This is a genomic window from Sulfolobus islandicus Y.N.15.51, from assembly GCF_000022485.1.
GTDB classification, from domain to species: domain Archaea; phylum Thermoproteota; class Thermoprotei_A; order Sulfolobales; family Sulfolobaceae; genus Saccharolobus; species Saccharolobus islandicus.
Genome location: NC_012623.1, coordinates 1,842,190 through 1,867,303, shown reverse-complemented (window position 1 = coordinate 1,867,303; position 25,114 = coordinate 1,842,190). Strand labels below are relative to the sequence as shown.

General features: G+C 32.6%; 23 protein-coding genes and 6 pseudogenes. 13 read left to right on the top strand and 16 right to left on the bottom strand.

Features of this window, described 5'->3' with window-relative positions; all coding sequences use genetic code 11:
- Positions 1-270 precede the first annotated feature (270 nt).
- Positions 271-489 (bottom strand): annotated as a pseudogene (gene cas6 / locus YN1551_RS16010) (CRISPR system precrRNA processing endoribonuclease RAMP protein Cas6); the annotation flags it as partial.
- Between the two features lie 64 nt (positions 490-553).
- Here cas6 and YN1551_RS10220 point away from each other — a divergent pair.
- Positions 554-826, top strand: a complete 273-nt coding sequence (locus YN1551_RS10220) for an MDR/zinc-dependent alcohol dehydrogenase-like family protein (protein ID WP_048052337.1) — start codon at positions 554-556, stop codon at positions 824-826.
- 93 nt (positions 827-919) lie between these two features.
- Here YN1551_RS10220 and YN1551_RS10215 read toward each other — a convergent pair.
- The 4 genes and pseudogenes from YN1551_RS10215 to YN1551_RS10200 form a co-directional block, all read right to left on the bottom strand.
- A pseudogene (locus YN1551_RS10215) lies at positions 920-2,107 on the bottom strand (CaiB/BaiF CoA transferase family protein).
- Positions 2,104-3,189, bottom strand: coding sequence for a glycoside hydrolase family 88 protein (locus YN1551_RS10210; protein WP_012717726.1), 1,086 nt, complete (start codon positions 3,187-3,189; stop codon positions 2,104-2,106). The pseudogene YN1551_RS10215 and the gene YN1551_RS10210 overlap by 4 nt, the downstream one beginning before the upstream one ends.
- A 1-nt stretch (position 3,190) precedes the next feature.
- Positions 3,191-4,366 carry an acyl-CoA dehydrogenase family protein gene (locus YN1551_RS10205; protein ID WP_012717725.1) on the bottom strand — a complete coding sequence of 392 codons (1,176 nt, stop codon included), beginning with the start codon at positions 4,364-4,366 and terminating at the stop codon, positions 3,191-3,193.
- Complete coding sequence (locus tag YN1551_RS10200; protein WP_012717724.1) at positions 4,353-4,838, bottom strand: MaoC family dehydratase; 486 nt, start codon at positions 4,836-4,838, stop codon at positions 4,353-4,355. The genes YN1551_RS10205 and YN1551_RS10200 overlap by 14 nt, the downstream gene beginning before the upstream one ends.
- 165 nt (positions 4,839-5,003) lie before the next feature.
- Between YN1551_RS10200 and YN1551_RS17895 the strand changes: the two genes are divergently transcribed.
- Genes YN1551_RS17895 through YN1551_RS17560 form a run of 3 tightly spaced genes read left to right on the top strand, consistent with a single transcriptional unit; the run spans position 5,004 to position 6,378 of the window.
- A complete protein-coding gene (locus YN1551_RS17895; RefSeq protein WP_274379003.1) occupies positions 5,004-5,414 on the top strand; it encodes an MFS transporter in 411 nt (136 codons plus the stop codon).
- Positions 5,415-5,446: 32 nt separating this feature from the next.
- Positions 5,447-6,025 (top strand): MFS transporter, encoded by a 579-nt coding sequence (locus tag YN1551_RS17565; protein WP_274379002.1) that lies wholly within the window; start codon positions 5,447-5,449, stop codon positions 6,023-6,025.
- Positions 6,025-6,378, top strand: a complete 354-nt coding sequence (locus YN1551_RS17560; RefSeq protein WP_238527818.1) for an MFS transporter — start codon at positions 6,025-6,027, stop codon at positions 6,376-6,378. The genes YN1551_RS17565 and YN1551_RS17560 overlap by 1 nt, the downstream gene beginning before the upstream one ends.
- 112 nt (positions 6,379-6,490) lie before the next feature.
- Here the strand turns inward: YN1551_RS17560 and YN1551_RS16645 are convergent.
- Positions 6,491-6,598 (bottom strand): annotated as a pseudogene (locus YN1551_RS16645) (IS5/IS1182 family transposase); the annotation flags it as partial.
- Positions 6,599-6,892: 294 nt separating this feature from the next.
- Between YN1551_RS16645 and YN1551_RS10185 the strand changes: the two are divergent.
- On the top strand, positions 6,893-8,053 hold the full coding sequence (locus YN1551_RS10185; RefSeq protein ID WP_012715521.1) for an IS110 family RNA-guided transposase: 1,161 nt from the start codon (positions 6,893-6,895) through the stop codon (positions 8,051-8,053).
- Here the strand turns inward: YN1551_RS10185 and YN1551_RS10180 are convergent.
- On the bottom strand, positions 8,042-8,875 hold the full coding sequence (locus tag YN1551_RS10180) for an IS5 family transposase (protein WP_048052336.1): 834 nt from the start codon (positions 8,873-8,875) through the stop codon (positions 8,042-8,044). The two genes, YN1551_RS10185 and YN1551_RS10180, sit on opposite strands and share 12 nt — an antisense overlap.
- A gap of 63 nt (positions 8,876-8,938) precedes the next feature.
- Between YN1551_RS10180 and YN1551_RS10175 the strand changes: the two genes are divergently transcribed.
- Both YN1551_RS10175 and YN1551_RS17890 read left to right on the top strand, forming a co-directional pair.
- Complete coding sequence (locus tag YN1551_RS10175; protein WP_012717723.1) at positions 8,939-9,481, top strand: enoyl-CoA hydratase/isomerase family protein; 543 nt, start codon at positions 8,939-8,941, stop codon at positions 9,479-9,481.
- Positions 9,482-9,510: 29 nt separating this feature from the next.
- Positions 9,511-9,726, top strand: a complete 216-nt coding sequence (locus YN1551_RS17890) for a Clp protease/crotonase-like domain-containing protein (RefSeq protein ID WP_012717722.1) — start codon at positions 9,511-9,513, stop codon at positions 9,724-9,726.
- 8 nt (positions 9,727-9,734) lie between these two features.
- Here YN1551_RS17890 and YN1551_RS10170 read toward each other — a convergent pair whose 3' ends face one another.
- From YN1551_RS10170 to tcuA, 4 genes are all read right to left on the bottom strand, one after another.
- On the bottom strand, positions 9,735-10,406 hold the full coding sequence (locus YN1551_RS10170) for a helix-turn-helix domain-containing protein (RefSeq protein WP_012717721.1): 672 nt from the start codon (positions 10,404-10,406) through the stop codon (positions 9,735-9,737).
- A gap of 71 nt (positions 10,407-10,477) precedes the next feature.
- Complete coding sequence (acnA, locus tag YN1551_RS10165; RefSeq protein WP_012717720.1) at positions 10,478-13,057, bottom strand: aconitate hydratase AcnA; 2,580 nt, start codon at positions 13,055-13,057, stop codon at positions 10,478-10,480.
- Positions 13,058-13,062: 5 nt separating this feature from the next.
- A complete protein-coding gene (locus YN1551_RS10160) occupies positions 13,063-14,181 on the bottom strand; it encodes a damage-inducible protein CinA (protein ID WP_012717719.1) in 1,119 nt (372 codons plus the stop codon).
- Positions 14,174-15,577 (bottom strand): FAD-dependent tricarballylate dehydrogenase TcuA, encoded by a 1,404-nt coding sequence (tcuA, locus tag YN1551_RS10155; protein WP_012717718.1) that lies wholly within the window; start codon positions 15,575-15,577, stop codon positions 14,174-14,176. The genes YN1551_RS10160 and tcuA overlap by 8 nt, the downstream gene beginning before the upstream one ends.
- 331 nt (positions 15,578-15,908) lie before the next feature.
- On the opposite strand from tcuA, the gene YN1551_RS10150 reads away from it, so the two are divergent.
- Positions 15,909-16,820: a LysR substrate-binding domain-containing protein gene (locus YN1551_RS10150; protein WP_012717717.1), complete on the top strand. Its 912-nt coding sequence runs from the start codon at positions 15,909-15,911 to the stop codon at positions 16,818-16,820.
- 28 nt (positions 16,821-16,848) lie between these two features.
- Here the strand turns inward: YN1551_RS10150 and YN1551_RS10145 are convergent, their stop codons facing one another.
- Complete coding sequence (locus YN1551_RS10145) at positions 16,849-17,976, bottom strand: mandelate racemase/muconate lactonizing enzyme family protein (RefSeq protein WP_012717716.1); 1,128 nt, start codon at positions 17,974-17,976, stop codon at positions 16,849-16,851.
- A gap of 102 nt (positions 17,977-18,078) precedes the next feature.
- Between YN1551_RS10145 and YN1551_RS10140 the strand changes: the two are divergent.
- Positions 18,079-18,324: pseudogene (locus YN1551_RS10140) on the top strand (IS1/IS1595 family N-terminal zinc-binding domain-containing protein); the annotation flags it as partial.
- Positions 18,325-18,418: 94 nt separating this feature from the next.
- Here YN1551_RS10140 and YN1551_RS16000 read toward each other — a convergent pair.
- Positions 18,419-19,295: pseudogene (locus YN1551_RS16000) on the bottom strand (IS5 family transposase).
- A gap of 63 nt (positions 19,296-19,358) precedes the next feature.
- On the opposite strand from YN1551_RS16000, the pseudogene YN1551_RS10120 reads away from it, so the two are divergent.
- Positions 19,359-19,859 (top strand): annotated as a pseudogene (locus tag YN1551_RS10120) (IS1 family transposase); the annotation flags it as partial.
- A gap of 262 nt (positions 19,860-20,121) precedes the next feature.
- Entirely contained in the window at positions 20,122-21,507 is a 1,386-nt protein-coding gene (locus YN1551_RS10115) for an MFS transporter (RefSeq protein ID WP_012717715.1), read from the top strand.
- 241 nt (positions 21,508-21,748) lie between these two features.
- Here the strand turns inward: YN1551_RS10115 and YN1551_RS17555 are convergent, their stop codons facing one another.
- Both YN1551_RS17555 and YN1551_RS17550 read right to left on the bottom strand, forming a co-directional pair.
- Entirely contained in the window at positions 21,749-21,931 is a 183-nt protein-coding gene (locus YN1551_RS17555; protein WP_238527817.1) for an FAD-linked oxidase C-terminal domain-containing protein, read from the bottom strand.
- Positions 21,904-22,332, bottom strand: coding sequence for an alkyldihydroxyacetonephosphate synthase (locus YN1551_RS17550; RefSeq protein WP_012717714.1), 429 nt, complete (start codon positions 22,330-22,332; stop codon positions 21,904-21,906). Before YN1551_RS17550 ends, YN1551_RS17555 begins: the two co-directional genes overlap by 28 nt.
- A 262-nt stretch (positions 22,333-22,594) precedes the next feature.
- Here YN1551_RS17550 and YN1551_RS17545 point away from each other — a divergent pair, with 262 nt between their 5' ends.
- Entirely contained in the window at positions 22,595-22,744 is a 150-nt protein-coding gene (locus YN1551_RS17545; protein ID WP_238527816.1) for a hypothetical protein, read from the top strand.
- A 598-nt stretch (positions 22,745-23,342) separates the two neighbouring features.
- Here the strand turns inward: YN1551_RS17545 and YN1551_RS10105 are convergent.
- Positions 23,343-24,242 carry a substrate-binding domain-containing protein gene (locus YN1551_RS10105; RefSeq protein WP_012717712.1) on the bottom strand — a complete coding sequence of 300 codons (900 nt, stop codon included), beginning with the start codon at positions 24,240-24,242 and terminating at the stop codon, positions 23,343-23,345.
- Positions 24,243-24,349: 107 nt separating this feature from the next.
- Here YN1551_RS10105 and YN1551_RS10100 point away from each other — a divergent pair, with 107 nt between their 5' ends.
- Entirely contained in the window at positions 24,350-25,111 is a 762-nt protein-coding gene (locus tag YN1551_RS10100) for an SDR family NAD(P)-dependent oxidoreductase (protein WP_012717711.1), read from the top strand.
- Positions 25,112-25,114: the final 3 nt, after the last annotated feature.

The window sequence follows — 25,114 nt, the reverse complement described above, 5'->3', positions numbered from 1 at the left end:
TTAAAAAATCACAGATTTAACCTTTGCTGGTACCTCTTTGCAAACCCGATTAGCCATGTATATTAGTACGAACTCATGAGGCCTTTTCCCCATCCACCCAGTTAAGCTCTACCTCCCTTAGCTTGGATAGAGGACGTTGCTGTAATAAGAAGTGTCCTAATTAAAGAGCGATTTAAGAAAATGAGATTCACAATTGCTGGGACTTTAATGAAGGAATTTTTTAAGTACAAGTCTCTTTCTCTTTTTCTCGATTTAATCAATCACTCTCCTTTAACTTTGGTCCTTCAACTCTACTCTTACCTCACCGAATCCTACCCCTCTACTTCTCCCGATCCCTAAAACTGATGTAACCAGCAAGTACTTAGTTACAGCCCTCTTGAGTTTCTCATAAACAATATCAAACTCCATCCACCCGACAAACCCCCTAGTAATCCTCAAGTTCCCCTTACCATCCTCACCTATTACGACCGTCACCGGTTTCAAATTATATCTCTCTAACTCCTCCTTTAGCTCTTCTGGAAGTGCAGAAGCAATAGGGACCTTAATTAAAATTGTGCGAGGAAAAGGTAAGATTGGCCTTGTAGGAATAGGTAATTCTCTTCATAATGCTACGTTAAATATCTTATCTATAATTGAAAAGTCATTACAATTGCAATCAGTATTAGTAGGAAATATGTATAATATGTATGACTTAATTGATTTTATAACAACACATAAGATTTCATTAAAACCTATAGTGACACATAAATTCCCATTAGAAGAACATAAGGAGGCATTTAAAATAGCTGATAGTCAAAACTACGGTAAGATAGCATTCATCTTCTAAAAATTTAAAATAAGTAAATAAAATTATTGATTATATCTTGTAAGCTTTATAATTAGGTTTAGATTTTAGTATTTTGTTTTTATAATTTATAAATTAAATAATTCCTTTAAGTTTTAATTCTTCTATTTCCCTTTCTGACATATTCAAAAGTTTTTTATATATCTCAGTGTTATGGTAGCCAATAGGATATCCTGGTTCTTTAACTATTCCTGGTGTCTCGCTTAATTTTAATGGGCTGCCTAAAATTTTTATATTGCCTAATTTAGGATGTGTAACATCTACAAGCATATTTCTAATGGATATTAGAGGTTCTTTAAGTACATGTGAAGGTTGCTTAATTTCTGCTACTGCAATATCATATCCCCTTAAGATATTCACCACCTCTTTGCTAGATTTGCTAGAGGTCCATTCGTTAATAATAGCATCTAACTCTTCTACATGTTTAACCCTATCGTCATTAGTTAGAAACCTCTTATCGTTAATTAAGTGTTACATTTTCATCGCTTTACATAACTTATGAAACTGTTCATCACTTGCTGTAGCAATAAATACATATCCATCTTTTGTCTTATATAGTGCATAAGGTGCTGTAACTGGATGTCTATTTCCTAACCTTTTATCGAATCTTGAACCTTTGCCTTCAAACATTACGCCAGCTATATTTTCGATCATTGCGTAAAGTCCTACATCAAACATTGCAATATCTACGAATTGTCCCTTTCCAGTTAATGATTTATAATATATTGCTGCTAAAGTGGCTAGCGCTGCAAATGTTCCTGATAGAACATCTAAAATTGCAGGCCCAGTTTTAATTGGAAGATCTTCTAAACCTGTGACACCATACATTCCCACCATTGCTTGAATTATGTAATCGTAGGCAGGAAGACTTGAATAAGGATTGTTATATCCAAAACCTGAGCTACTCACGAAGATTATATCGTTTTTTATTTTTTTAAGATCTTCGTAGCCAATACCTAATTTATCTAGTACTCCAGGTCTATAGTTAGTTAAAACAACGTCGCTAACTTTTACAAGTTTCTTAAATATTTCTACACCTTCTTTTGTTTTAAGATTTAGTGTAATAAATTTTTTATTCGCGTTAATAAATATGAAATTTATAGACTCACCATTTACTATAGGAGCGAAATCTCTTGCGGAACCCCATGGTGGTTCAATTTTTATTACTTCAGCTCCCAATTCAGCTAAAATTCTTCCAGCAATAGGTCCGTTTAGTGCAAATGACAATTCTAGTACTCTTATTCCCTCTAATACCCCTTTCATTCTTCTATCCCCATTTTTATTAAATTAATCAGCGCTTCGCTTAGGTAGTAGTCTCCAAACACTGTCTCTGAGTCCTTTCCTTCATCTTTCCTATATCTAGTGTGTTTTAACCCACCTTCTCTAAAATATTCTCTATTATTAATAACTGCTCTTACTAGTGTTACTGCAGTCCTTAGATAATCAACCTCGTATGTCTCTCTATATAAATTAATTAATGAAGAAGCTCCTATCACATTTACTGACGAATCCTTTTCTGTAGTATCTTGAAAATCATAATACATAATTTTATCTCCTGGAATATTTTTCATGAAGAATAACGCTAATTTTCTGGCAATTTTCAAAAAGATTTCATTTTTTAGATATGAATAAAGTATTATATAGCCGTAAATTCCCCATGTTTGGCCTCTAGCCCAGCAACTTTCATTACTATAACCTTGATGGGTATGCTTAAATATTTCTAAATTATCATTTATGTATGCCGCTTGATACGTGCTTCCATCATTTCTTACTAATAGATCAAACGTTTTATGTGCGTGTAAGATTATAATGTTTTTATAGTTCATGTCAAAATTTGATGATACCCAGGCTAAAAAGGGTAAGGAAGCCATCATAGTATCAATTATTAATTCGCTTTTTGCAATTTTTTTATCTTCTCCAGGAAAATATGTTACAAAATCCTCGCCTACTGGAATAAATCCTAGATCTTCTCTAAAAATTGATGCTAAGATATTAGCATAAGTTACTATATTTTTCTTTAGCTGATTTGAATACATATTCTCCCAACCTTTTACAGCAGAATAATAAATCCTAAAGCCTATATCATGCGTAATAGGAGCTTCTATTTTAAGTAACTTTAAAGTATACTCTACTGCCAATTCCTTTATTTTTTCGTCCCTAAAGAAATCATATAAATTCCATAAAGTGCCAATTAGAAATCCCTCCATCCAATGTCGGCCATTTGATGTTTTCCAAGCTCCACTTTTCTCATCTAAATATATTGGAAACTCGCTTTTTTCCTTATATTCATATGCTAAATTGATAATATTTAATTTTAATTCTTCTAGAGCATCTCTAAATTTCATTTTACATCCTCTTTTTTAGCTCATGTTGAATTATTAAGCGTTGAATATCTGAAGTTCCTTCAGTAATAGTTAGTCCTTTTACATCTCTCCAATACATATGTATATTTAGATTATCAGTATATCCATATCCACCAAATATAGAGATAGCTTCATTCGCTATATTAAGTACACCTTCAGTAGTAAATAATTTACTTATAGAAGCTAATTCATTTAACTCTTGTCTAGGCATCTTATCCATTAAGTATGCTACATAATATGTATAAATTTTTCCCATATGTAATATTGTTTCAAAATTTGCAATTTTTTCCTTTAATATCTGAAAATCAATTAGTTTGTGATTACCTAATTCCCTAGAAATAACGTATTGGTATACTTGATCTAATACCGCATCACCTATGCCTAATGCTATTGCTGCAGCGATAATTCTTCCGCCTATGAAAATATGTCTAGCTATGTTGATGCCTTCTCCTTCTTCACCTAATCTATTCTCTATGGAAACAATAACATTATCAAGACTAACTTCTGAAAATACCGCACCACGTAATCCTAATTTATGAATAGGCTTACCTATTTTTAATCCTTCGACATTACTAGGTATTATAAACGCAGTAATTCCATTGCTTGTATTTGCGAAGACTAAAAATATATCTGCTATTGGGGCATTTGTAATAAATACTTTTTTGCCAGATATAATATATTGATCTCCTTTTTTCTCGGCTTTAGTTTTTATATATTCTATTAGAGAACCACCAGTAGGTTCTGTCATTGCTATTGCTGCTATCTTATCTCCCTTTAATAGGGGTTTAAGATACTGTTCCTTCTGTAAGTTTGATCCAAAGTAATGTAAACCATCAATTACTGAATTTGAGGCCCAGAGTATATTAGCTAATGCTGGTGAGCCATAGGCTAAAACTTCCATGCCTATTATGTATATAATGTATGGTAATTCATATCCTCCATATTCTTTATTATAGGGTATTGAATTGAAACCAAATTTAAGAGTATCATATATATAATCTTTAGAAATGGGAGAGTTACTATCAAATTCATTTCTCTTATTCAATATTCTTTCTTTAACGTAATTTATCATATTATTAATAATTATTAAATATTCTTCTGCTCTCTCACCGTAAATTGATTTAAGGAATAATTCAGCGTCTGATTTAAGCTTTTTCATTACTTTTCATCTCTCCATTTTTTAAGGGGACTAAATAAGCGTGGATGAAAGAGATTACTGTAGTATTATCATTTACATTCTTTCCTTCCATTTTTATTTTGACTATACCCCATTTTTCTCTTTTCTTACTTATCCTTTTATCGATTACCTCACCTACAAAATGTATCGTATCACCAATAAATACTGACTTAATAAACCTTACATCCTCATAACCTATGGAAACTGCTGGTACTCCCTCAAACCATCCTAATCGTTGAAAAAGTCCTTCAGCAATAGAGAGTACAAATAGGCCATGCACAACTCTCCTTCCATATATACTAAATTTTTTACTATAAACCTCATCTGTATGAATAGAGTTATAATCGCCAGTAATAGCTGCGAATAGTACTACGTCGGCTTCTGTTATTGTTCTAGCAGGAGTTACAAATTGTTCATTTACGTTTATATCCTCATAAAACTTTATTTTTATCACCAAAATCGGCTTTCTTATAATAGATTATCAATACATTAGTTTACATGTGAACTGAAAAGTCCTAAGTTTATAATTAGAATAAGAATTATTTATACGAATACGTTAGTACATATGTTGACGTAATATCTTATATTATTAGTAAATTAAAATCCTTCTAGAAGAAATATGACTGAGAACGAAAAAGAGAAGGTACTTCAAGAAATCGTAGCAAGAATTGAGAGGCTACCAATTACTAAATACATATGGATGGTTTTCTTAATAGCAGCATTCGGATATTTCTTCGATTTCTTTGAAGTATCCATGATGGGAGCAGTTGCACCAGCCGCTGCTAAAACATTCCATGTATCTACTGCTGCAGGTGCATTACTAATAACCATAACATTATTAGGTATGCTGATAGGTGCTGCAATTGGAGGATACTTAGCGGATAAGTATGGAAGGAAAAGAATGTTTATGATAACATTAATAGGTTGGGGAAGTTTATCGCTTATTACAGCTGCTTCACCTAATTATATAATAATGTTCATATTAAGATTATTAACGGGAATTTTTTTAGGCATAGAGATACCACTTTAGATTCATATTTAAATGAGATATTACCCAGTAAGATGAGAGGAAAATATTTTCAAGTTGTTTTTGCAATATTTGAATGGTATGTTCCAGTTATATTTGCACTAGGTTTAATTATAATACCCCTATCACCGCAAGCTTGGAGATATATGTTTATTATAGGTGGAATAACCGCTATTCCTTTATGGGCAGCTAGAACTATATTACCTGAATCACCTAGGTGGTTAGCTGTAAGAGGAAAATATGACGAAGCTAAAGCAGTTATGACTAGCATAGAGAAACATGTAGAATCGGATATCCATAAAAAATTACCTTCTCCTCTAATACTCTCATTGCAACCCTTTACTTCACAACTAAGTGTAAAGGAAGTATTTAAAGGAAGAAACGGAAAATTGACAGCTTTCTGGTTGCCCATTTATTTCTTATCCTTTTTTGGATGGTATTTCTTTATAACAGCCTTGCCATCAATCTTAGTTACACGAGGTTTTACAATTATTCACTCGTTAGAATATGGTCTAGCTTCAGGCATAGGTGCTGCCGCTTTAGCCTTACCACCCGTATTTACTATAGATACAAAGATAGGAAGAAGAGGTACAATGATAATAGTATTATCATAATGATAATTGCAGCTGGTATATATTTAGCTATTCCGACGAAGTTTATCCTACTTGTAGCTGGCGCGATAATAAGCGGAATGGTTACTATTTGGGCTGATGTAGTGCATCAATGGGGTCCAGAAACTTATACTAATGATATTAGAGCAACTGCTACTGGAGTCAATTACGCAGCAGCAAGAGCAGGAGCTGCTTTAGCACCATATGTAGGAGTTGTAATAGCACAAACTTACGGATTAGTTGGAGTGTATATAACGGGTATAATGGTAGCTCTAGTTACACTGGCTTTAACGTTTGGAGTACCTGAAACTCGTCGTCGTATTTTAGAAGAAATTACTGCTAGACAAGTAATTTAAAGAATTATATGAGGTGTTGCTTTGTTGATCTCTTCAATTTATTTCATAAGCATGATATGATACACTGAGAATTTTTCAGTAATTAATATTTATTTCAACGTTATTCGCGAGCTCACACCCTAATACCCGGAGCTCTACCAACTAAAGAATTAGCCAAGTGGACCATCCATGCATAAGCCCAGAACTTGAGCTTAGCCTCAACCACTTGTCCTAAAAAACTCCTACGGGGCAATCCACGCAAAACAAGAGAACGAATAAAACCAAGTATTACAAGAGAAAAGGAAATAAACAAGTAAGGAGAAAAACAACATAAGCTCATAGAAAACATGGGGATAAAACCCCATCTACAAGGCTAGCTGTGAAGCCCCTAGAACGATCTAACAAGAGGGGATAAAAACCCCCGAGTAGGAGGTTGTAACAAAATACTCTAGGGGCTGAAACACTTAACACTATGCAAAGAAAACAAGGTATTATGAGAACAAAAAATATCTCGAGAAACGCGTAATACACAAGCATGGAATTAAAAGTTACAAACAAGGCCTTCGCAATTGATATTTCACAAAGCAAACTAACAGCAGCAAAGGGAGAACTAGTAGTAGAACAAGAAAAATCAGCAGTATACGTCAAGGAGGTAAAGGAATTCAACCACGACAACGAGGGAATAGAGGAACTAATTAAATTCCTAGGAGAATATAAGGAAGGAATAATAGAGGCAACTGGAATATATTACTTCTACCTACACGAAAAACTAACGGAAAAAGGATACAAGGTAACAGTAATAAACCCACTACACCTAACAGAAATACTAGGGAAAAAGACAGACAAACTCGACGCACAAAGGTTACTAGTAGCACACATGACCGGAGTAATCAAGGGATCATACATACCAACAGGAGAAATAATGGAGCTAAGAGAACTAACGAGATATAGGGAAAGCTTAGTAGAGAAGACAACACAAGTAAAGAACGAGATAAGGAAAATATTAGAATTCGCGGGATATAAAATACAACCATTCGACAAGAAGGGAAGAAAACTACTTGAAAAGCTAGTAAAGGGGGAGGGACTAAGCAAGGAAGAGAAGGAGGAACTAAAAGAAAAACTAGGGAGAAACTTAAACGACGCGGAAAAACTAGCGTTAAAACAATTAGTTGAACTGTTAAAAAACTTGGAGAAAATGATTAAGGAGGTTGAGGATATGATAATTTCCAAGATTCCAAAACCAGTAATTGAGTTGAGTAAGATCCCCGGGATTGGTTTGATTAGTGCTGCAACTATTTACGCTGAGTTCGGTGATGTTTCCCGTTTTTCCAGTTCTAAGGCTGCTAGGGCTTATGCAAGCTTTGCACCCAAAACTAAGCAGAGTGGTGATAGCGAGTCTCACTCCGGTATGATTAGGGGTAATAAGTATTTGCGTAGAGCTCTCTACTTGGTTGCCAAGGTTGCTAGGGGTCTTGAGCCTTTTAAAGGGTATTATGAGAGGCTTATTGCTAGGGGGAAGAGTGTTACTCAAGCTACTTGTGCTCTTGCCGGAAAGCTTGCAAGCATTTGTTATCATGTTATAAAGGACGGTGTTTACAAGGGAGTTGTCAAGAAGAGTTTTAGGATTCCTAGGGGTAAGGAAGTTAATGTCAAGGACTTCGACGTGGGAGACGCGCTAGACTCGTTATCCCCATAGGTTTGTTAGAGGCGTCAGCATGTAGTGCCTTGTAGCCCTAACAGATTCCCCAAAAGTACGCTTCACAGCAGAGAATAAGGACTCAATCCTCCACCTAACACCGTAACCCCTCTCCTCCCTCCAACGATTATAACCCAACCTCTTGAACTCCCTTACAGCCTTTCTCCTAGCAGGATGACCGCGTCTAGTGGAGGCGTTCTCCCTAGGTGGAACAACAACCTCAACCCCAGTCTTGTAAACCTCATTAGCATCATAAGCTTTATCTCCATAAAACTTCTTGACCTTCTTTCCCTTATCTTGTAAATCCTTAACCGTCTTAACTGCAGTCTGAACCTCGTTGCTGGTTACTTCAGCGTTTATTACGTTGAATTGGTCCTTATCCATTACTATTTCGATCTTGAGGAATTTTGAGTCCTTGGTTTTTCCCCATTTTGCGATAATGTATTGTCCTCCCCTTGTTGTGCTTATTCCCGTTGCGTCTGCTATTACTTCTAGTTGGTCATTTGCCTCTGGGAATTTTATGTTCATGTTTCTTACTCTTTCCCATATTGTTGAGTAGTCTAGGCTTGTTGGGATGATTTTCAGTCTTTCTAATGCTCTCAATACTCCTTCTATGGCCCTATAAGGTAGGAACAAGTGCAGGAACGCTAGGAAGTCGTTGAACTCCTTTGGCGCCTTGTAGGTTTTCTTGGCATTCCTATTCTCTTCTGCTAGTAATTCCCACCAGTGTTGGAAGACGTAGAAGGGGAACATTAGGGTATATCTCGTTATAACGTTCTCGTCGTACTTGCTCCAATCCCTCTTGTACTTACTCTTTCCCATGAGTAATACTCGGTATAATTATTTATAAATTTTTGTATAATTCTGAAGTAACCCACAAAGCATATGAGGTGTTGCCCTATAAGTAATGGCAATTTGATAGATATAAGTATAGAGAAGCCAATTGCGATTATAAGCTTAAATAGAGAGCAAAAACTTAATGCCCTAAACACTAGGCTATATCTTGAATTATATAATATATTACAGCAGCTTGAGATTAATAAGGAGATCTGTGCAATAATTATTACTGGAAAAGGGAGAGCATTTAGTGCTGGTGCTGATATTTATGAGTTTTATAGTATGACTCAACAAACTTTTGCCGAATTTCTAAAAATTGCTAGGATGGTATACGATTTTATAGAAAATATGAACAAATTAATAATAAGTGCAGTAAATGGCTATTGTTTAGGTGGTGGATTTGAATTAGCACTAGCCGGAGATTTAATAATTGCTACTAAAGATGCTTTATTTGGATTCCCTGAGATTACATTGGGTCTAATACCAGGTAGTGGGGGAACCCAAAGACTTGCTAGAATAGTAGGAAGAAATAAGGCTAAAGAACTTATACTTGAAGCTAAATTTATTACTCAGAAGAGGCGTTATCACTAAATATAATTAATAAAATAGTAGACAAAGAATTGCTTTTAGAAGAAGCTAAGAAATTAGCCAATAATATTTGTAAATTTTCAGTTGATGCAATATATAAAGCTAAAAGAGCTATTAATGAAGGGATAGAAAGTCCATTGTCAACTTCATTATCATATGAGATAGAATTAGCTGTAAACTTATTTAATGATAATGTGAAGAAAAAAATAGAAGAGTTTATATATAAAAAGGGGAAAAGATCTATGTAGCAACTTTACTAAAATAAGATTTTATAAGTTTTTTTTATACTATTTCTTAAAATTTTTAAAACTGCGGTCTTGCTTATTCCTATTTCGTTTGCCAATTCAGTTACTGTAATATTTCTGGGAGTTTCAAAAAATCCCTTCGTATAAGCTTTATATAATATCTCATTCTCACGATCAGTGAGTAATGGCATTACTACACGATCTATTATACTATTTAACTCGTATAAATTGTAATATAAATCAAGAACTTTAATATTTTTAGCCTCTAATGAATCTACTAAAGTAGCTACTATTGAAGATAATTCACTTTTCCTTCTTATCATTAAAAATAAAGTCCAAAATTCAAATCCGTCCATTGGAATAACTTCTTCTAAAATAGGATGAAAGATTTCAAATACTCTTCTAACTGTTTCATCATAATTTAAGGTATACATAATTTCTACATTATTATTAAAATTTCGTTTAAAATATAATATATCTATAATATTCTTTTTGGTAGAAATATTTATGAAATGCCTAAGTAGCTCAATATCTCTAAATTTAAGAGTAGCAATTTCCAAGATTTCGCTATTGTTAATCTTAATCGCATAATGTATTTTTCCTGTACATAAATATGCTTCACAAAGAGTACTCCAACAATCATAATGCTTTAATTTAGTCTTAATTTCTAAAATTTTTAACATTGAATTCCCATTCTCTATTATAATTTTTAAAAATACTTAAAGGTTATGCTAAACTATATTATATTTTATATTTACTGTCTATGATAGAGAATTTTATCCTTAATGTAGTTATAAGCGCCTCCATAAGCTAAATATTTTAATTCTTTTTCAGTTTCTATAGATATTTTTCCTTTAATATTAATTATAGACTTCTCAGTTTTTATCTCAATTAATACATCTTGCTTTGGTTTCAATTGAGCTGATAATCCTTTTATACTAAATTTCTCTTCGCCACTAATATTAAGAGATTTCCAATTAGGAATAAGTATAGGAACTACACCCATCAATACTAGATTTTCTCTGAATATTCTCTCAAAACTTTCAGCTAAAACAGCTTTTACGTTAAGAAGACGTATAATTTTCGCTGCAGTATCTCTAGAACTGCCCATTCCAAATCTTTTTCCTGCTATAATTATTAATGGAATGTTGTTTTTCGCATATTCTTGCGAAGCTTCATAAAACGTCATTTCTTTCATTTCTGGTAAATATAATGTTAATCCACCTTCTTTATTATTAAGATAATTCTTTAATTTAGGATGTAAAAACGCGGATCTTATATAAATTTCATGATTTGCCCTATAAGAACCTAAATTACCTTCTGGTTTTATCCCTTGTGAGATCATATAATTATAGATAGTTGAATTCGTTGGAATAGGTCCAGCTGGTGAAATATGATCAGTAGTTACATCATCTCCAAAGAGTCCTAGTACTCTTGCATCGACTATGTCATTTAAGGTATGTTTATTTTCCTCGTCAAACCATGGAGGTCTCTTTATATACTGCTTTGTAAAAGACCAATCAAATATTTCTCCTGAAGGACTTTTCACTTCTTTCCAATTATCATTACTATTTATAATTATTTTTGCTATCTTGTTATGATAAATATTAAATTTATTATATATCTTATTTAATGCTTCATTTATTTCATTACTAGTAGGCCATATATCTTTAAGATATACAGCATTTCCTAAATTATCATATCCTAAAGGTTCTCTATCTAGCTGTATGTCAATTCTTCCGGCTATAGCATAGGCAATAACCATTGGTGGTGAAGCTAGGAATACGCCATTTAATAAGGGATGTATTCTTCCTTCAAAATTTCTATTTCCAGATATAACTCCAAATGTAATTATTCCATTATTTTTTATGTCTTCTTCTACTTCTTTTAAGAGGGGACCAGTATTTCCTATACACGTTGTACATCCAAATGCAACTATATTAAAACCTAATTTATCCAGATATTCTAATAATCCAAGATCGTTAAGATATTCTTCAACTATTTTTGATCCAGGTGCAAAACTAGTCTTAACATACCAAGGAATATTAAGATTATATTTTATTGCATTTTTAGCTAATAAAGCTGCAATAATTATAGATAACGGATTCGCAGTATTTGTACAGCTAGTTATTGCTGCTAATGTGATTGAACCATCTTCTATATATTTACCCTTCTTCTTTTTATTTCCTATAATATTATTATATATAAATTCCTTTGATTTACTTAGTTCTATTCTTTCGTATGGATATCTAGGCCCAGCTATTGAAGGTTCTACATCTTCTAGGTTTATATCTATTACATCTTGATATTTTAATTTATTATGATATGTATTATTTGAATATAATAAATTTTGAACTCTCAGATATTCCATTATTAGTTTTACATTTCTATTCGTTATACTATAATAGTTTAATGTAACACTATCTATTGGAAAGTAAGCTACAGTGACACCATATTCTGGGGCCATGTTAGAAATCGTAGCTCTATCAAAAGCAGAAAGACTTACTAGTCCATCGCCAAAAAATTCTACAAATTTTCCAACTAAGTTTCTCTTTCTTAGTTGCTGTGTAATATATAGTGCAACATCAGTTGGCGTAACACCATGTTTTAACTTGCCATTTAATCTGATTCCAATAATTTCTGGTATTTTTATGTAATAAGGTTCGTTGAACATAACCAATTCAGCTTCTATTCCACCTACTCCCCATCCCAATACCCCTATACCGTTAATCATAGTAGTGTGTGAATCCGTACCTAGAACGAAATCCATATGCGCTATTTTTAAGTCATTTAATTTATCAATAGTTACAATATCAGATAAAAATTCTAAATTTATTTCATGAATTATTCCATTGCCTGGAGGAATAACTCGTAAATTGTTAATAGAATTTTGAGCCCATTTTATAATTGAAAATCTCTCTAAATTTCTTTCAATTTCTCTTCTCATGTTCAATTTTATTGCATCATTTCTTTTGAAATAGTCCACTTGAACAGAATGATCTATTATTAAGTCTACTTGTACCATTGGTGATATCTTTTTGACATCTAACCCTAAATTTTTCGCAACATCCCTTAAGGCTGTGAGATCAGCAATGACTGGAATTCCAGTATAATCTTGCATAACTATTCTATTAGGGTATAATGGTATTTCTTCTCCTACTTCCCACTTTAGTAGATTATTAACTAATTTATTGTCGATATCATTTATGTTATGTGCAATTACGTTTTCTATGATAATTTTACTGACATAAGGTAAATTATCAAGATTGTATTCGAACTGATTTAATGGCACATAATAAATATCTTGTGTCAGAGCATTCAACTTTAATTTCATTCAAGTCACCTTCTGTTTTTTAAGAAATAAGTTTTCTCCTGATTATATTTCAATGTAGCAAAATATCTGTAAATAAAGTGACTAAATTTACTATACGGTGCCAAGAGAAATAAAGGTATTGTAATACTTAAGTGTAAAATTAATAAAATTCCCATAAATGGCGTATCTCTAAATATAAGCAAAAGAAATCCTGAAATGGAAATTAATGCTAATAAATAAATGAGCCAATTATCAATCTGTACCATATTTTCATCTATTAATGATTTATTTGAAACTCTCTTTAAAGTTAATAATCCTATAGATGATAATAATAGCAATAAACCTCCTAAAATTCCCAAAATAACTACTGGAGATTCAAATGGATACGGAGGCATTATGTGCAATATTTTTTCATAAAATGCAGCAATTACAGTTGATAGAAAATCTAGAATGAAACCACTGACAAGCAATGAGTGAAAGAATAATCTTAAGTAACTTCCAGAGTAACTTGGATAATCACAACCAACTCCACCACCTTTAAACCATTTATGGGATAATTCTTGATAGAGTGTTATTACATGACTTTTGAGATTTAATAAGTTAATAGTATCTCCACCTATTTCATACCAATAGACGATTCCTTGATAAATCAGTACAGTTAAGGCATATAATCCTAATATTATACCACCTATTTGAATATAGATACTGGGAATTACGGTATAAAATGAAGGTTGAGGAGAAATTAAGAGATTTATGCCTCTAAGTAATCCGATTATAGTTATCATAAAAATAAACGATAAAATACTTATTGATACAGTAATTATATTCAATTTATCATATATTTTCCCTAAAAACTTTGGGATACTCATTTCTTTATTTATATCTAATCTTATTTTACTATTTATTTTAGGAATATTTAAGGAGAATTCATGAGGTATACTATATGGACATGCGTAATAACAATCTCTACAATCATGACATAAGTAAGCAAAGTACTTAACATCTTTTTCTTTAATAATAGTTCTTAGGCTTATCACATCCCATACTGCACAGAAACCTTCACAATGTCTGCACGCATTACATATTGTATACTGCCTTACTGCTTCATCTAAAAGAATTGATTTCTCATTACTTTGCTCATACATATTCTGAAGCCACCTCTCCAGCTGTTATTCCAGTAATTGAACCTATAACTAGGCCCGTCCCTCCTAAGTATCCTCGCCCAAATATATTACCAACAGTTAATTCTCCAGCTGCGAATACATTATCAAATGCTTTTCCATTTGTTTTGATTACTCTCGTATCTAATCCAATTTTAACTCCCATATATGTAAATGTAATACCAGGTCTTAATGGCCATGCATAAAAAGGAGGATGTAAAAGCGGTTTCGCCCAATGAGACTTAGGAGGATATAAATTAATTGTCCCACAATCATCGAGCTCAGATAAATTGTAATGACAATTCTTAGGTATACTTTGATTAAAGCGAGAAATAGTATTAATTAAATTATCTTCATTTACTCCAAGAGCATGACTAAGATCTTTAATGGAATTTGCTTTAATTGGACTATACATTGGAATTAGACTATCTCCTAACATACTAGAATCTATAATTACATACGCTATTTGATCAGGCTGTTCAAGGATTAATCTTCCCCATAATACGTACCTTTTTATCCATAAATCCTCCCCCTCATCATAAATTCTTTCTCCTTTTTTGTTTACCACTATGCCTATAGGGATGAGATCTATTCTAGTCACAAATCCACCATTAAATTTTGGAGCTCGTGCATCTACTGCTGTCCAGTGAGCATCTTTAGGATTTTTTACAGTATCTGGAGGAGCAGCTCCTAATTTATACAGCGCTCTTAATGGAATCCCATCATTATACTTTACCCCTCTTACTATAATGTTGTCTACGGCATCACCTAAATATTGTTTAAGCCATTCTAAATTAGCTTCAAATCCTCCAGATGCAACTATAATAGCTTCTCCATTGATTATTTCTCTTTTTCCATTAATTTCAGCTACTACTCCATCAATCTTTTCGTCTTTTGCTATAAAATCCTTTACTGTAGCATTATGAACAACTTTTACTCCTATTTTTTCCGCATACTCATAATAAGTTTTAATTAACTGACCTCCACCACCCAAAATGAATGCATTTGTTCCAGAATAATGAAAGGCACCTCTTACAGCTCTCTTTAACTTCACTTTATGCTTTTCCATCCATTTAGGCAACTCTGCTGATCTTTTAACTATATATTTACTTAACTCTATATTTGTCTGACCACCAGTTATTTCTATTATATCTTTAAGGAAATTTTCTTCAGTATATTCTTTAGTAGTATATTGATCTGGAGTATCATGAACATACCTTATACTTCGAGTGAATTTAGAATTACCACCCCTAAACTCTTTTGGTGCCCTTTCTAATAATATAACCCTTTTACCTTTCTCTGCCGCCGTAATCGCTGCTGTAAGTGCTGCATTTCCTCCACCTACTACAATAATATCATACTTATCCATTCCTTTGCCCATATCTTTTTACATCTAAGCGGTTAAAAATTTTACTTAAAAAGCTATGTTCTGGTTTTTGATATAAAAATTTTCTTTATATAAGATTATTGAAATATCTTCTAACAAGATTTTAAAACAAATCTATTTTATTGGCAAGAATTATAGTTTAAATTAAACTTGAAGCTGTTTTGTGGACTAGTTCAATTTTCTTAAATACTAAGCTCATCAATTTTTCTTAAATTCAAGCGTTAATTTAAAAGTAAGCTTAACGTTAGCTTTGATAAAAATTGAACTAGTCCACAAAGCAACTTGAAGCGTAAATATTATAATGCCATCTCACGAATAGATTAAAGTGACAATCTCGTTAGAAGATATTGAGACGCTACTACTGCTATACAAATATAAAAGTGTAGAGCAAGTATCAAAGGAAATGAACATATCAGATGGTACTGTAAAATATAGAGTAAAAAATATTGAAAGTTTTTTAAATAGAAAAATAGTTAAATCTCTTGGTACAAGAAAAGTAGAATTTACTGATTATGGAGAAATAGTTATAGAGGAATTTAGAAAAATTAAAAATATAATAGAAAAATTAAAAATATATGGTGAGCAGACGACTTATGAAATTAAAATCGCGTCAGGTGAAGTAGCTGGAATATATTTTTTACCGCAAATCGCTAAAGCTTTTAAAGACAAATATGCTGAATATAAAATCAATATTGAAGTGCTTAGTACCTTGGATGTCTTTAAGTCCTTAGAAGATGGAAGTGCAGATATAGGCTTTGTAGCTAGTATAAATTTTGATGAGGTAAAAAGTACATTATCCAATTATAGAGTAATAAGACTAGTTAAGAACAAGCTAGTAGTGATAGGTAAGAAAGGCTCCTTAAGAAAGAATAAAATTAGCGTTAAAGAAATACTTAATTTTCCTTATATAGGACGTAAGTATAATTCTGGAATACAAGCGGAGGTTAGAAAAATTTTGGAATCGGAAGGATTTTCGGAAAATGATCTAAATATTGTATATAAACTTGATAACTCATCATCTGTTATAAATGCCGTAATAGAAGGTATTGGCATATCTATCGTTAGTTTTATACAAGCAAAGAGATATATTGAGGCAGGTCTGCTTGACTACGCAGAATTAGATACGAAAGTCGAGAGCTATTTATATGCTATTGATCCATGGAGAGGAAAGAATGAAATTATTAACAAATTTATAAATTTTACTGTTAATTTTATAACTGAGAATTTAAATATATAGAAATTTTTTAACTAAATTTTATATAAAATTACTTTAGAAATAAAGTATCATCATCAAATATTAATTCATCTTTATTTACTCCAAGTCCATTTCCTAATTTACTTATCTCATTAACAGTTATGTAGCCTTTCTGTAATATTTGAACAATGCTCTTTTTTGATATATCTTTTATAAGCTTTAATGGTCCTACAAACTCGCATGCTCTTTGAATTGAGGGTATTGTAAACGCTATATGTGCTTCAGCTAAAGCACCTAATGTCGTTGAAAAACCGTGACCAATAATACATTCAATATTTAACATTTCACATAATTCAAACATAAATTTCGTTTTAGATACTCCTCCACTCCTCATAGCCTTCAATTTAACAATAGATGCCGCTCTTTTTTCAGCTATTAAAATAAGATCTCGGGGAGTTATGACACTCTCATCCGCCAATACTGGTATATCACTATAAATATTTACATATCTCATGCCTTCTATATCATCTCTACTTACTGGTTGTTCAAGCAATTCTATTTCGTATCTATAAATTTCCTTAGCTAGCTTTAGTGCAGATTTGGGAGTTAGGGCTTGATTAGCATCCAATCTTAGTTTAACATTATATCCTATTGCGTCTCTTAAATTTTTTATCCTTTTTACTTCATCTTCAACATTTTTACCTATTTTTATTTTTAATGTCTTGAATCCATTTTCTATAAAATAAAGAGAGTCTTTAATAGTTTCTTCAACACCCTCTAACCCTATCCAACCTATTATATCTATTTTTTCTATAGCTGCTCCACCAATTAACTTATATAATGGTACACCTAAGTACTTAGCTTTTAGATCATTAAGAGCTATATCTATAGCTGCTTTACTCATATACCTTCCATATAACAGTTTTTCCATTAATGAGTTTATTCTAGACAGATCTAATGGATCCATTCCAATTAGTATTTCTTTAATATCAATGTTTATTGTACTCAATATCTCATGCCAACTTTGCTCTGAATAATTTGGCCTATCTGGCTCTATTGAACTAATACCACTAATACCCTCATCGGTATCTATAATTGTAACAATAGAAGGTTGTGTTTTATGCTCACCAGTCCAACTTTTGTAATTTGTTCTCAAAGGCAAATTTACATGAATAGCTTTAATATCTACTATTTTCATCTAACATTTCACAACTAAGGTATATATTAAACTACTATATAAATTCAGTGTGGGGATAGTGTTGTCATTAACCTATTTATACTTGTATTATGAGTATTACTTATGGATAGGAAGCCTGTAATTAGGCAAGACATTTCTTGTCCCTCTTGTGGTAGTCATCATGTTGTCAAGTCTGGCAGGTCTGCTGGTAGGCAGAAGTATTTGTGTAGGGATTGTGGTAAGTACTTTTTGGGTGATGCTAGTTATTATCATCATTCTAGGAAGCTTAGAGAGGAGGCTTTAAAGATGTATGCTAATGGTACGAGTATGAGGGCTATTTCTAGAGTTTTAAATGTTTCCTTGGGTACTGCTTTGTTGATCTCTTCAATTTATTTCATAAGCATGATATGATACACTGAGAATTTTTCAGTAATTAATATTTATTTCAACGTTATTCGCAAGCTCACACCCTAATACCCGGAGCTCTACCAACTAAAGAATTAGCCAAGTGGACCATCCATGCATAAGCCCAGAACTTGAGCTTAGCCTCAACCACTTGTCCTAAAAAACTTGTAGCCCTAACAGATTCCCCAAAAGTACGCTTCACAGCAGAGAACAAGGACTCAATCCTCCACCCAACACCATAACCCTTATCCTCCCTCCAACGATTATAACCCAACCTCTTGAACTCCCTTACAGCCTAGCAGGATGGCCACGCCTAGTAGAAGCGTTCTTCCTAGGTGGGACAACAACCTCAACCCCAGTCTTGTAAACCTCATTAGCATCATAAGCTTTATCTCCATAAAACTTCTTGACCTTCTTTCCCTTATCTTGTAAATCCTTAACTGTCTTAACTGCAGTCTCAACTTCGTTGCTGGTTACTTCAGCGTTTATTACGTTGAATTGGTCCTTATCAATTACTATTTCGATTTTGAGGAATTTTGAGTCCTTGGTTTTACCCCACTTGGCGATAATGTATTGTCCTCCCTTGTTTGTGCTTATTCCCGTTGCGTCTGCTATTACTTCAAGTTGGTCATTTGCCTCTGGGAATTTTATGTTCATGTTTCTTACTCTTTCCCATATTGTTGAGTAGTCTAGGCTTGATGATTTTCAGTCTCTCTAGTGCTCTCAATACTCCTTCTATATAAGGTAGGAAGATGTGGAGGAGTGCTAGGAATTCGTTGAACTCCTTTGGTGCCTTGTAGGTTTTCTTGGCATGCCTATTCTCCTCTGCTAGTAAACCAGTGTTCGAAGACGTAGAAGGGGAACATTAGGGTATATCTCGTTATAACGTTCTCGTCGTACTTGTGCCAATCCCTCTTGTACTTACTCTTTCCCATGGGTAATACTCGACATAATTATTTATAAATTTTTGTATAATTCTGAAGTAGCCCACAAAGCACTTGGGTACTGTCTTCACTTGGATTAAACGTTATGGTAGGCAAAAGTATGAGGAGTTAGTTGAGTTGTGGGGTAAGGTTAAGGATTTAGTCGAGGGTAAGGTTGCTGCTAAGGTTGTTGATGAGATATGGACTTACTTGTTTAAGAATATTAAGGCCTTTTGCAAGTGTGTCTTTACTTGTTTCGTTTATACTTCCCTCGGCCTTTACGTTCTATTCTCGGTTGGGGATAGGGGTGAGAAGGCCTTCAAGGAAATTTTGCAATATGCTCCAGAGGGTGGAAGGTGGGTGAGTGATGATTATAATGTATACTTCTCCTTGAGGAATCATACCGTAGTCAAGTTTGTTAACCCTAATGAGTGTTTACACTCCTCATTGAGGGATAGGCTCGTTAGGTTCAAGAGGGCTACAAAGACTGTAAGTAGAAGTTTGGAGATAATTAAGTATTCTCTAGCAATAGTCTTATGGGAGAGAAAATTAATTCCAGAATTTGTAGGCCAATGACGACACTATCTCCACACTCATATAAATTTTAGATTAACCCCTTATTCATTCCAATAATAGCTTTTTCTAAATTGATTCAATATATAACATAATTTTGCGATAAAAGAGATTATTCATCCTCTAAAGTAATATGAAATTAATAAATTATAATACTAAAATACGATAATATTAGATAATTAAAAAAATTATCTTTTACTACGTCAATTACTGATGTTCATGAAAATTTTTAAACTTGAGATGAGTTGTATAATTTAGTGATATAATGGCGGATGAAGCGTCAATTAGCAATATTGAACCATTTAAATCATTAAACGAGGCTACTTACAGTTCTTTCCATAGAACTTTAGTAATTATTACATCTTTAGGTGCTTTTACTGATCTTTACACAACCTTATCTTTAGGTGCATCCACATTTAGCATTATTCCTTTTCTTTTTCATGGTAATTTATCTGAATTTGCTTTTGCGGGATCTATTTTCTTTATAGGTGCTATAATCGGAGCTCTTTCCATAGGGATTGTTACAGATTTTTTAGGAAGAAAACTAACTTTCATGCTAGATTTACTTTCAATTGGTATTCTAGCAATCTTATCAGCTTTAGTTACGTCACCAGTAGAATTGTATATCATAAGATTTCTTTTAGGGATTGCCACTGGTGGCGATTATCCTGCTGCTATGACTTTAGTAGCAGAATTTATGCCAAGAATATATAGAGGAAGAGGAATGACATATTTATGGGTAAGTTTTACTTTAGGTGGTGTTTTAGCTTATATAGTAGGTTATATACTTTATAATTTAATTGGTGCAACACCATTAGAATGGAGAATTATGTTAGGTTCCGTAGCCATTCCAGCGTTCATAGGAGTATTGTTAAGATCAACTTTACCAGAATCTCCAAGATGGGCTATACTTAAAGAGAAATACAATAAGGCTAATGAAGCAACTAAAAAGGCAATCGGCAAAATCTTTAGCATAGACGAATTAAAGCACGCGAGAACTCAAATATATTTATTTGAAAAATCACCTAGATCAGAAAAAGTAGCAATAGGGAGGTTATTAAAGTATATTGTGCCAATAGTAATTGCAGCTTTCTGTTTTAACCTAATTCCAGGTGCATTAGCTACATTAAATCCATCAATATTAAGTGCATTAGGTATAACAAAATCTGGAACCTTGCTTTACTCTGCATTCTTCCTGGGAATACAGACTATTGCAACGTATATTGTAGCTATGTCAGTAGAGAGAGTAAAACGTATCAATTTTTTAATATTAGGAGGAATACTAGAGAGTTTAGCAAGTTTCATGGTTATTTTAATATATCATACTCCTATACTTCTATTGGTTCTCTTTACAATTATATCATATGGCGCATTTACTGCAATACCAGTAGTTAGGAATTTCGGATCAGAGTTATTCCCGACTAAAATAAGGGGAACAACTAGTGGAATAGTAATGGCAGGCGATAGATTAGCAAGCGCAGCAGGTATATTTATCACTCCATTACTATTTGAAGGTCATAATGTCTTAAGATTATTTTCAACGTATGGAATACTCGGTATTATAGGCATAGGAGTTATTTTACCCTTATACTCAATTTTACATATAGAAAACTTAAGTCTAGAAGATATTCAGAAAAAAATAATAAAGTAATTTTTGTTCCAATTTATTTTTGTTTTTTCTCAATAAGCTCTACTGGCTTTCCTTTAGTTTCAGTTCCTAAAACTTCTGTAATTAACATCGCAATCATCAAGAACATAATTAGTTTTTACCATTTATAGTATATAAATAAATCTACACACGTAAGTTTCAGTCTTAAAGTTCAATTCTTTCTTTAAAACTTATCAATTCTCTTTACAACAAAAATTTTTCTATAATTAATCAGTAATTATTACTAATAAATTAATTTTCCAGGATTTAGTAGATTCTTATCATCAAGTAACTTCTTAAAATTCTTTAATAGTTCTAACTGTTTAGTAACTTCATCTTTAACCCACTTTCTCTTTAATAATCCAACACCATGATGATGAGATATTGTACCCCCACTATTTATGCGATCTTGGCAGTAGTTTCCCACACTTTTTCTAACACCTTAATATCTTGTTTCATTATTACTACATTATATAATGAGGCCCCATTTGCATATAAATGAGTTATTCTAGACAAAACATTATTAACGCCTTCTATAGATAATAGTTCACTTTTCAATTTATCATATATTTCACTTAAGACGCTCCAACTTCCAGCTAAATCTAAAGTATCGTTCCATAATCCTGAAGATATTAATTTAGTTAACTGTTCTTCATATTTTCTAGCGAATACATCTCTCCAAACTTTTACTAAATCTCTTTTAATTTCGCTTGAACTATACTTCTGAGCTATTTTCCTTGTTATTCTCTCTTGTGCGTTAATTAATTCTTCATCATACCCTCTAATTCTGATCAAGGCTATATTATAGGGTAAATTAAGCATAAACATACTACTATCCTTATCGTGTATTACAATCCGATGAGGAGAGGGAAATCTAATTGCAAATTCTCTAGCAAATCTAATTTCCTTCGAAATCCTATTATCTTTCTAGACTTCCTTAAAAACCCTTTATTTGTTCTTCTTTAATATACTTCTTACCTCCTAGGTAATACTCTATCTAAGAAAACTTATAATTTTAGTATAATTTTCAGTTAACTAACAGAGTATATATAATGGAAAAATTATTATAGTTTATTTTTAAACTTACTTTATGTCTGAGAAATTTCTTACCTTAATTGAGAAGAATTTCCCTCATTTACTAGTTAGAGAATCTGAAAGATATAAGAGAGATTGGACTCCTTTGTTAGTATTGAGAGAAATTCTAGGAGAGGATCTGGGAAAGCTATTAGAACTTCTATGATTCCAGATTTAATCAGATTATTTATAGGATCTGAGGGTACCTTAGGTATAATAAGTAAAGTTAAACTAAGAGTATTTCCCTTGGCCCCTTTTCATACAGACTTGGCTTTTGCATTCGATAATTTTAATAAAAGTATTAATACCTTCTTATCTTAAAAGATAATCGAGAGAACTTAAAGTACTAGAAGATGAAAAATCTTTAAAAACTATAATAAAGAAGTTAGAGTTTAAGTCAGAGAGTTATGGCTTATGAACAGAGAAAACAACTTCTTATTGCTGTCATTTAAGAGTGTTATAGATTTTCCATAAAATTTCTTAAAACTTTTGTTATAATTATCTTAAATAATATTTATTTTTTATCATATCATGAGAATAGATTAATATCTTTCATAAGATATTCTAAAATATATTAAAGAATTTTATCATACGTGGCTATCGATTTTAAATGATATTCAATTGTATAAAGAGATATTCTAAAATATAAAATAAATTGTGCTGATTTTAAATATAAAAGGAAAAATAATAAATTTCAATTAAATTAAAAAATATTAAATAATGAGAAAAATTTCATTTAGTAGACGAAACTTCATTAATTTCTTCTAATCTCCTTGTAAATATGGTTGTTGATCTGTAGTTAATGTAACATATCCAGCTATTATTGCATTTAACACTTGAGGAGTTATATCAAATGTGGCTACAGGTATCTGACCAGGTTGAATCCCTAATTTAGGAAATACATCCATAGCTACAGCTCCTCCATATCCATTACTAAGTATAGCTTTAGTGTCCGGGTGAGCCTCTAAGTATGCAGTCATTTGTGAGGTAACTTGAGATAAGTCAAAGCTTGACTCTATTACATCCCAAGTACAACCATATTGTTTAAGAAACTCCTCAATACCTTGATTTCTTTGTTGTGCCCACACTTGCCCAGGTCCTTCATCGATTATCACAACATGACTATTAGATGGAAAATATTTACTTAATGCTTGAGCTTGAGTATATCCTGCAGTAACTAAATTTTGACCTATAAAAGATATAGCACCAGTATATTCAAAGTCTGCTTGTGTAGGAGCATTTACGTTAGTTAATATTACAATAATTCCTTCTTGCGATGCTTGATGTAAATAAGGCTGAACCGCCGTATATATGTCTGTGGTAATTAATACATCTGGCGTCTGATTAATAGCTACTTGTAAATTAGATATTATTTCTTGTAGATCAGCATCGGTTTTTGGCCTATACATTTTTATGCAATTCGCTCCGGTTAATGCGCATGCATCATCATACCCTCTTTCTACTACATTCCCGAACACATTCTCTGATCCCCAATGCCCAACAAAAATTATCTTAACTCCTTGGCCAAAAGCAGGTGTAGCTGAAGTTACTTTAGTTCCACTTACTCGTGAAAGTGACCAGCCAGCTACTCCCCAACCTGCAGCAGCTAAAGCACCTAAACCAGCCATTCCTATGATAAAATTACGTCTACTTTTATCTACCATATTTTCACAAGTAATAGGACTCTCTAATTGATATTTAAAACACAACTCTTACAAGTATGAGGAACATTATAAATTTTTATATACTAATAAAAGGAACGTGATCTGGTATGATGGATTTTAGGGGCAAAGTTGTCTTAGTAACTGGCTCTTCCTCTGGTATTGGCAGGTCTACTGTTGAACTATTTGCTAAGCTCAATGCTAATGTGGTTGGGATTGATATGAATGATGAGTGGGGTAAGGGATTGGAGAGTGAGTTAAGAAGTAAGGGATTAGATTTCACACATTTTCACGGCGATGTTGGAAAGATTGAGGATTTAAAGAAGGTTGTGGATTACGTTAGTGAAAAATACGGTAAGTTAGATGTTTTAGTTAATAATGCAGGTATCGCAGAGTGGAAGTATTTTGAGGAGCTTACATATGAGGATTGCGAAAGAGTTATTAGAGTTAATCTTTTTCCTACAATTTTCTTAGCAAAGTTTGCATTACCACTGTTAAAAAAATCTCAAAATGCTAGTATTATTAACGTGGGTTCAGTTACAGCAGAGAGAGGTGAGGATAATTTATTATGCTATGCTGCCAGTAAAGGTGGAGTTCACGCCATTACCATATCCTTAGCTAGGGTTTTAGCTAAATATAATATACGCGTTAATGCCGTAATACCAGGGCCAATTGATACTCCAATTAATTGGGTTAGAACTAGGGGTCCAGAAAAGGAAAAGTGGGAACAATGGATTAAACAAGTGGTTCTTTTAGGTAGGTGGGGAAAGCCGGAAGAAGTAGCCTCTGTAATAGCCTTTCTAGCCTCAGATTTAGCTACATTCATTACAGGATCGTTAATAGCAGTAGATGGAGGATACTTAATAAGGTGATTT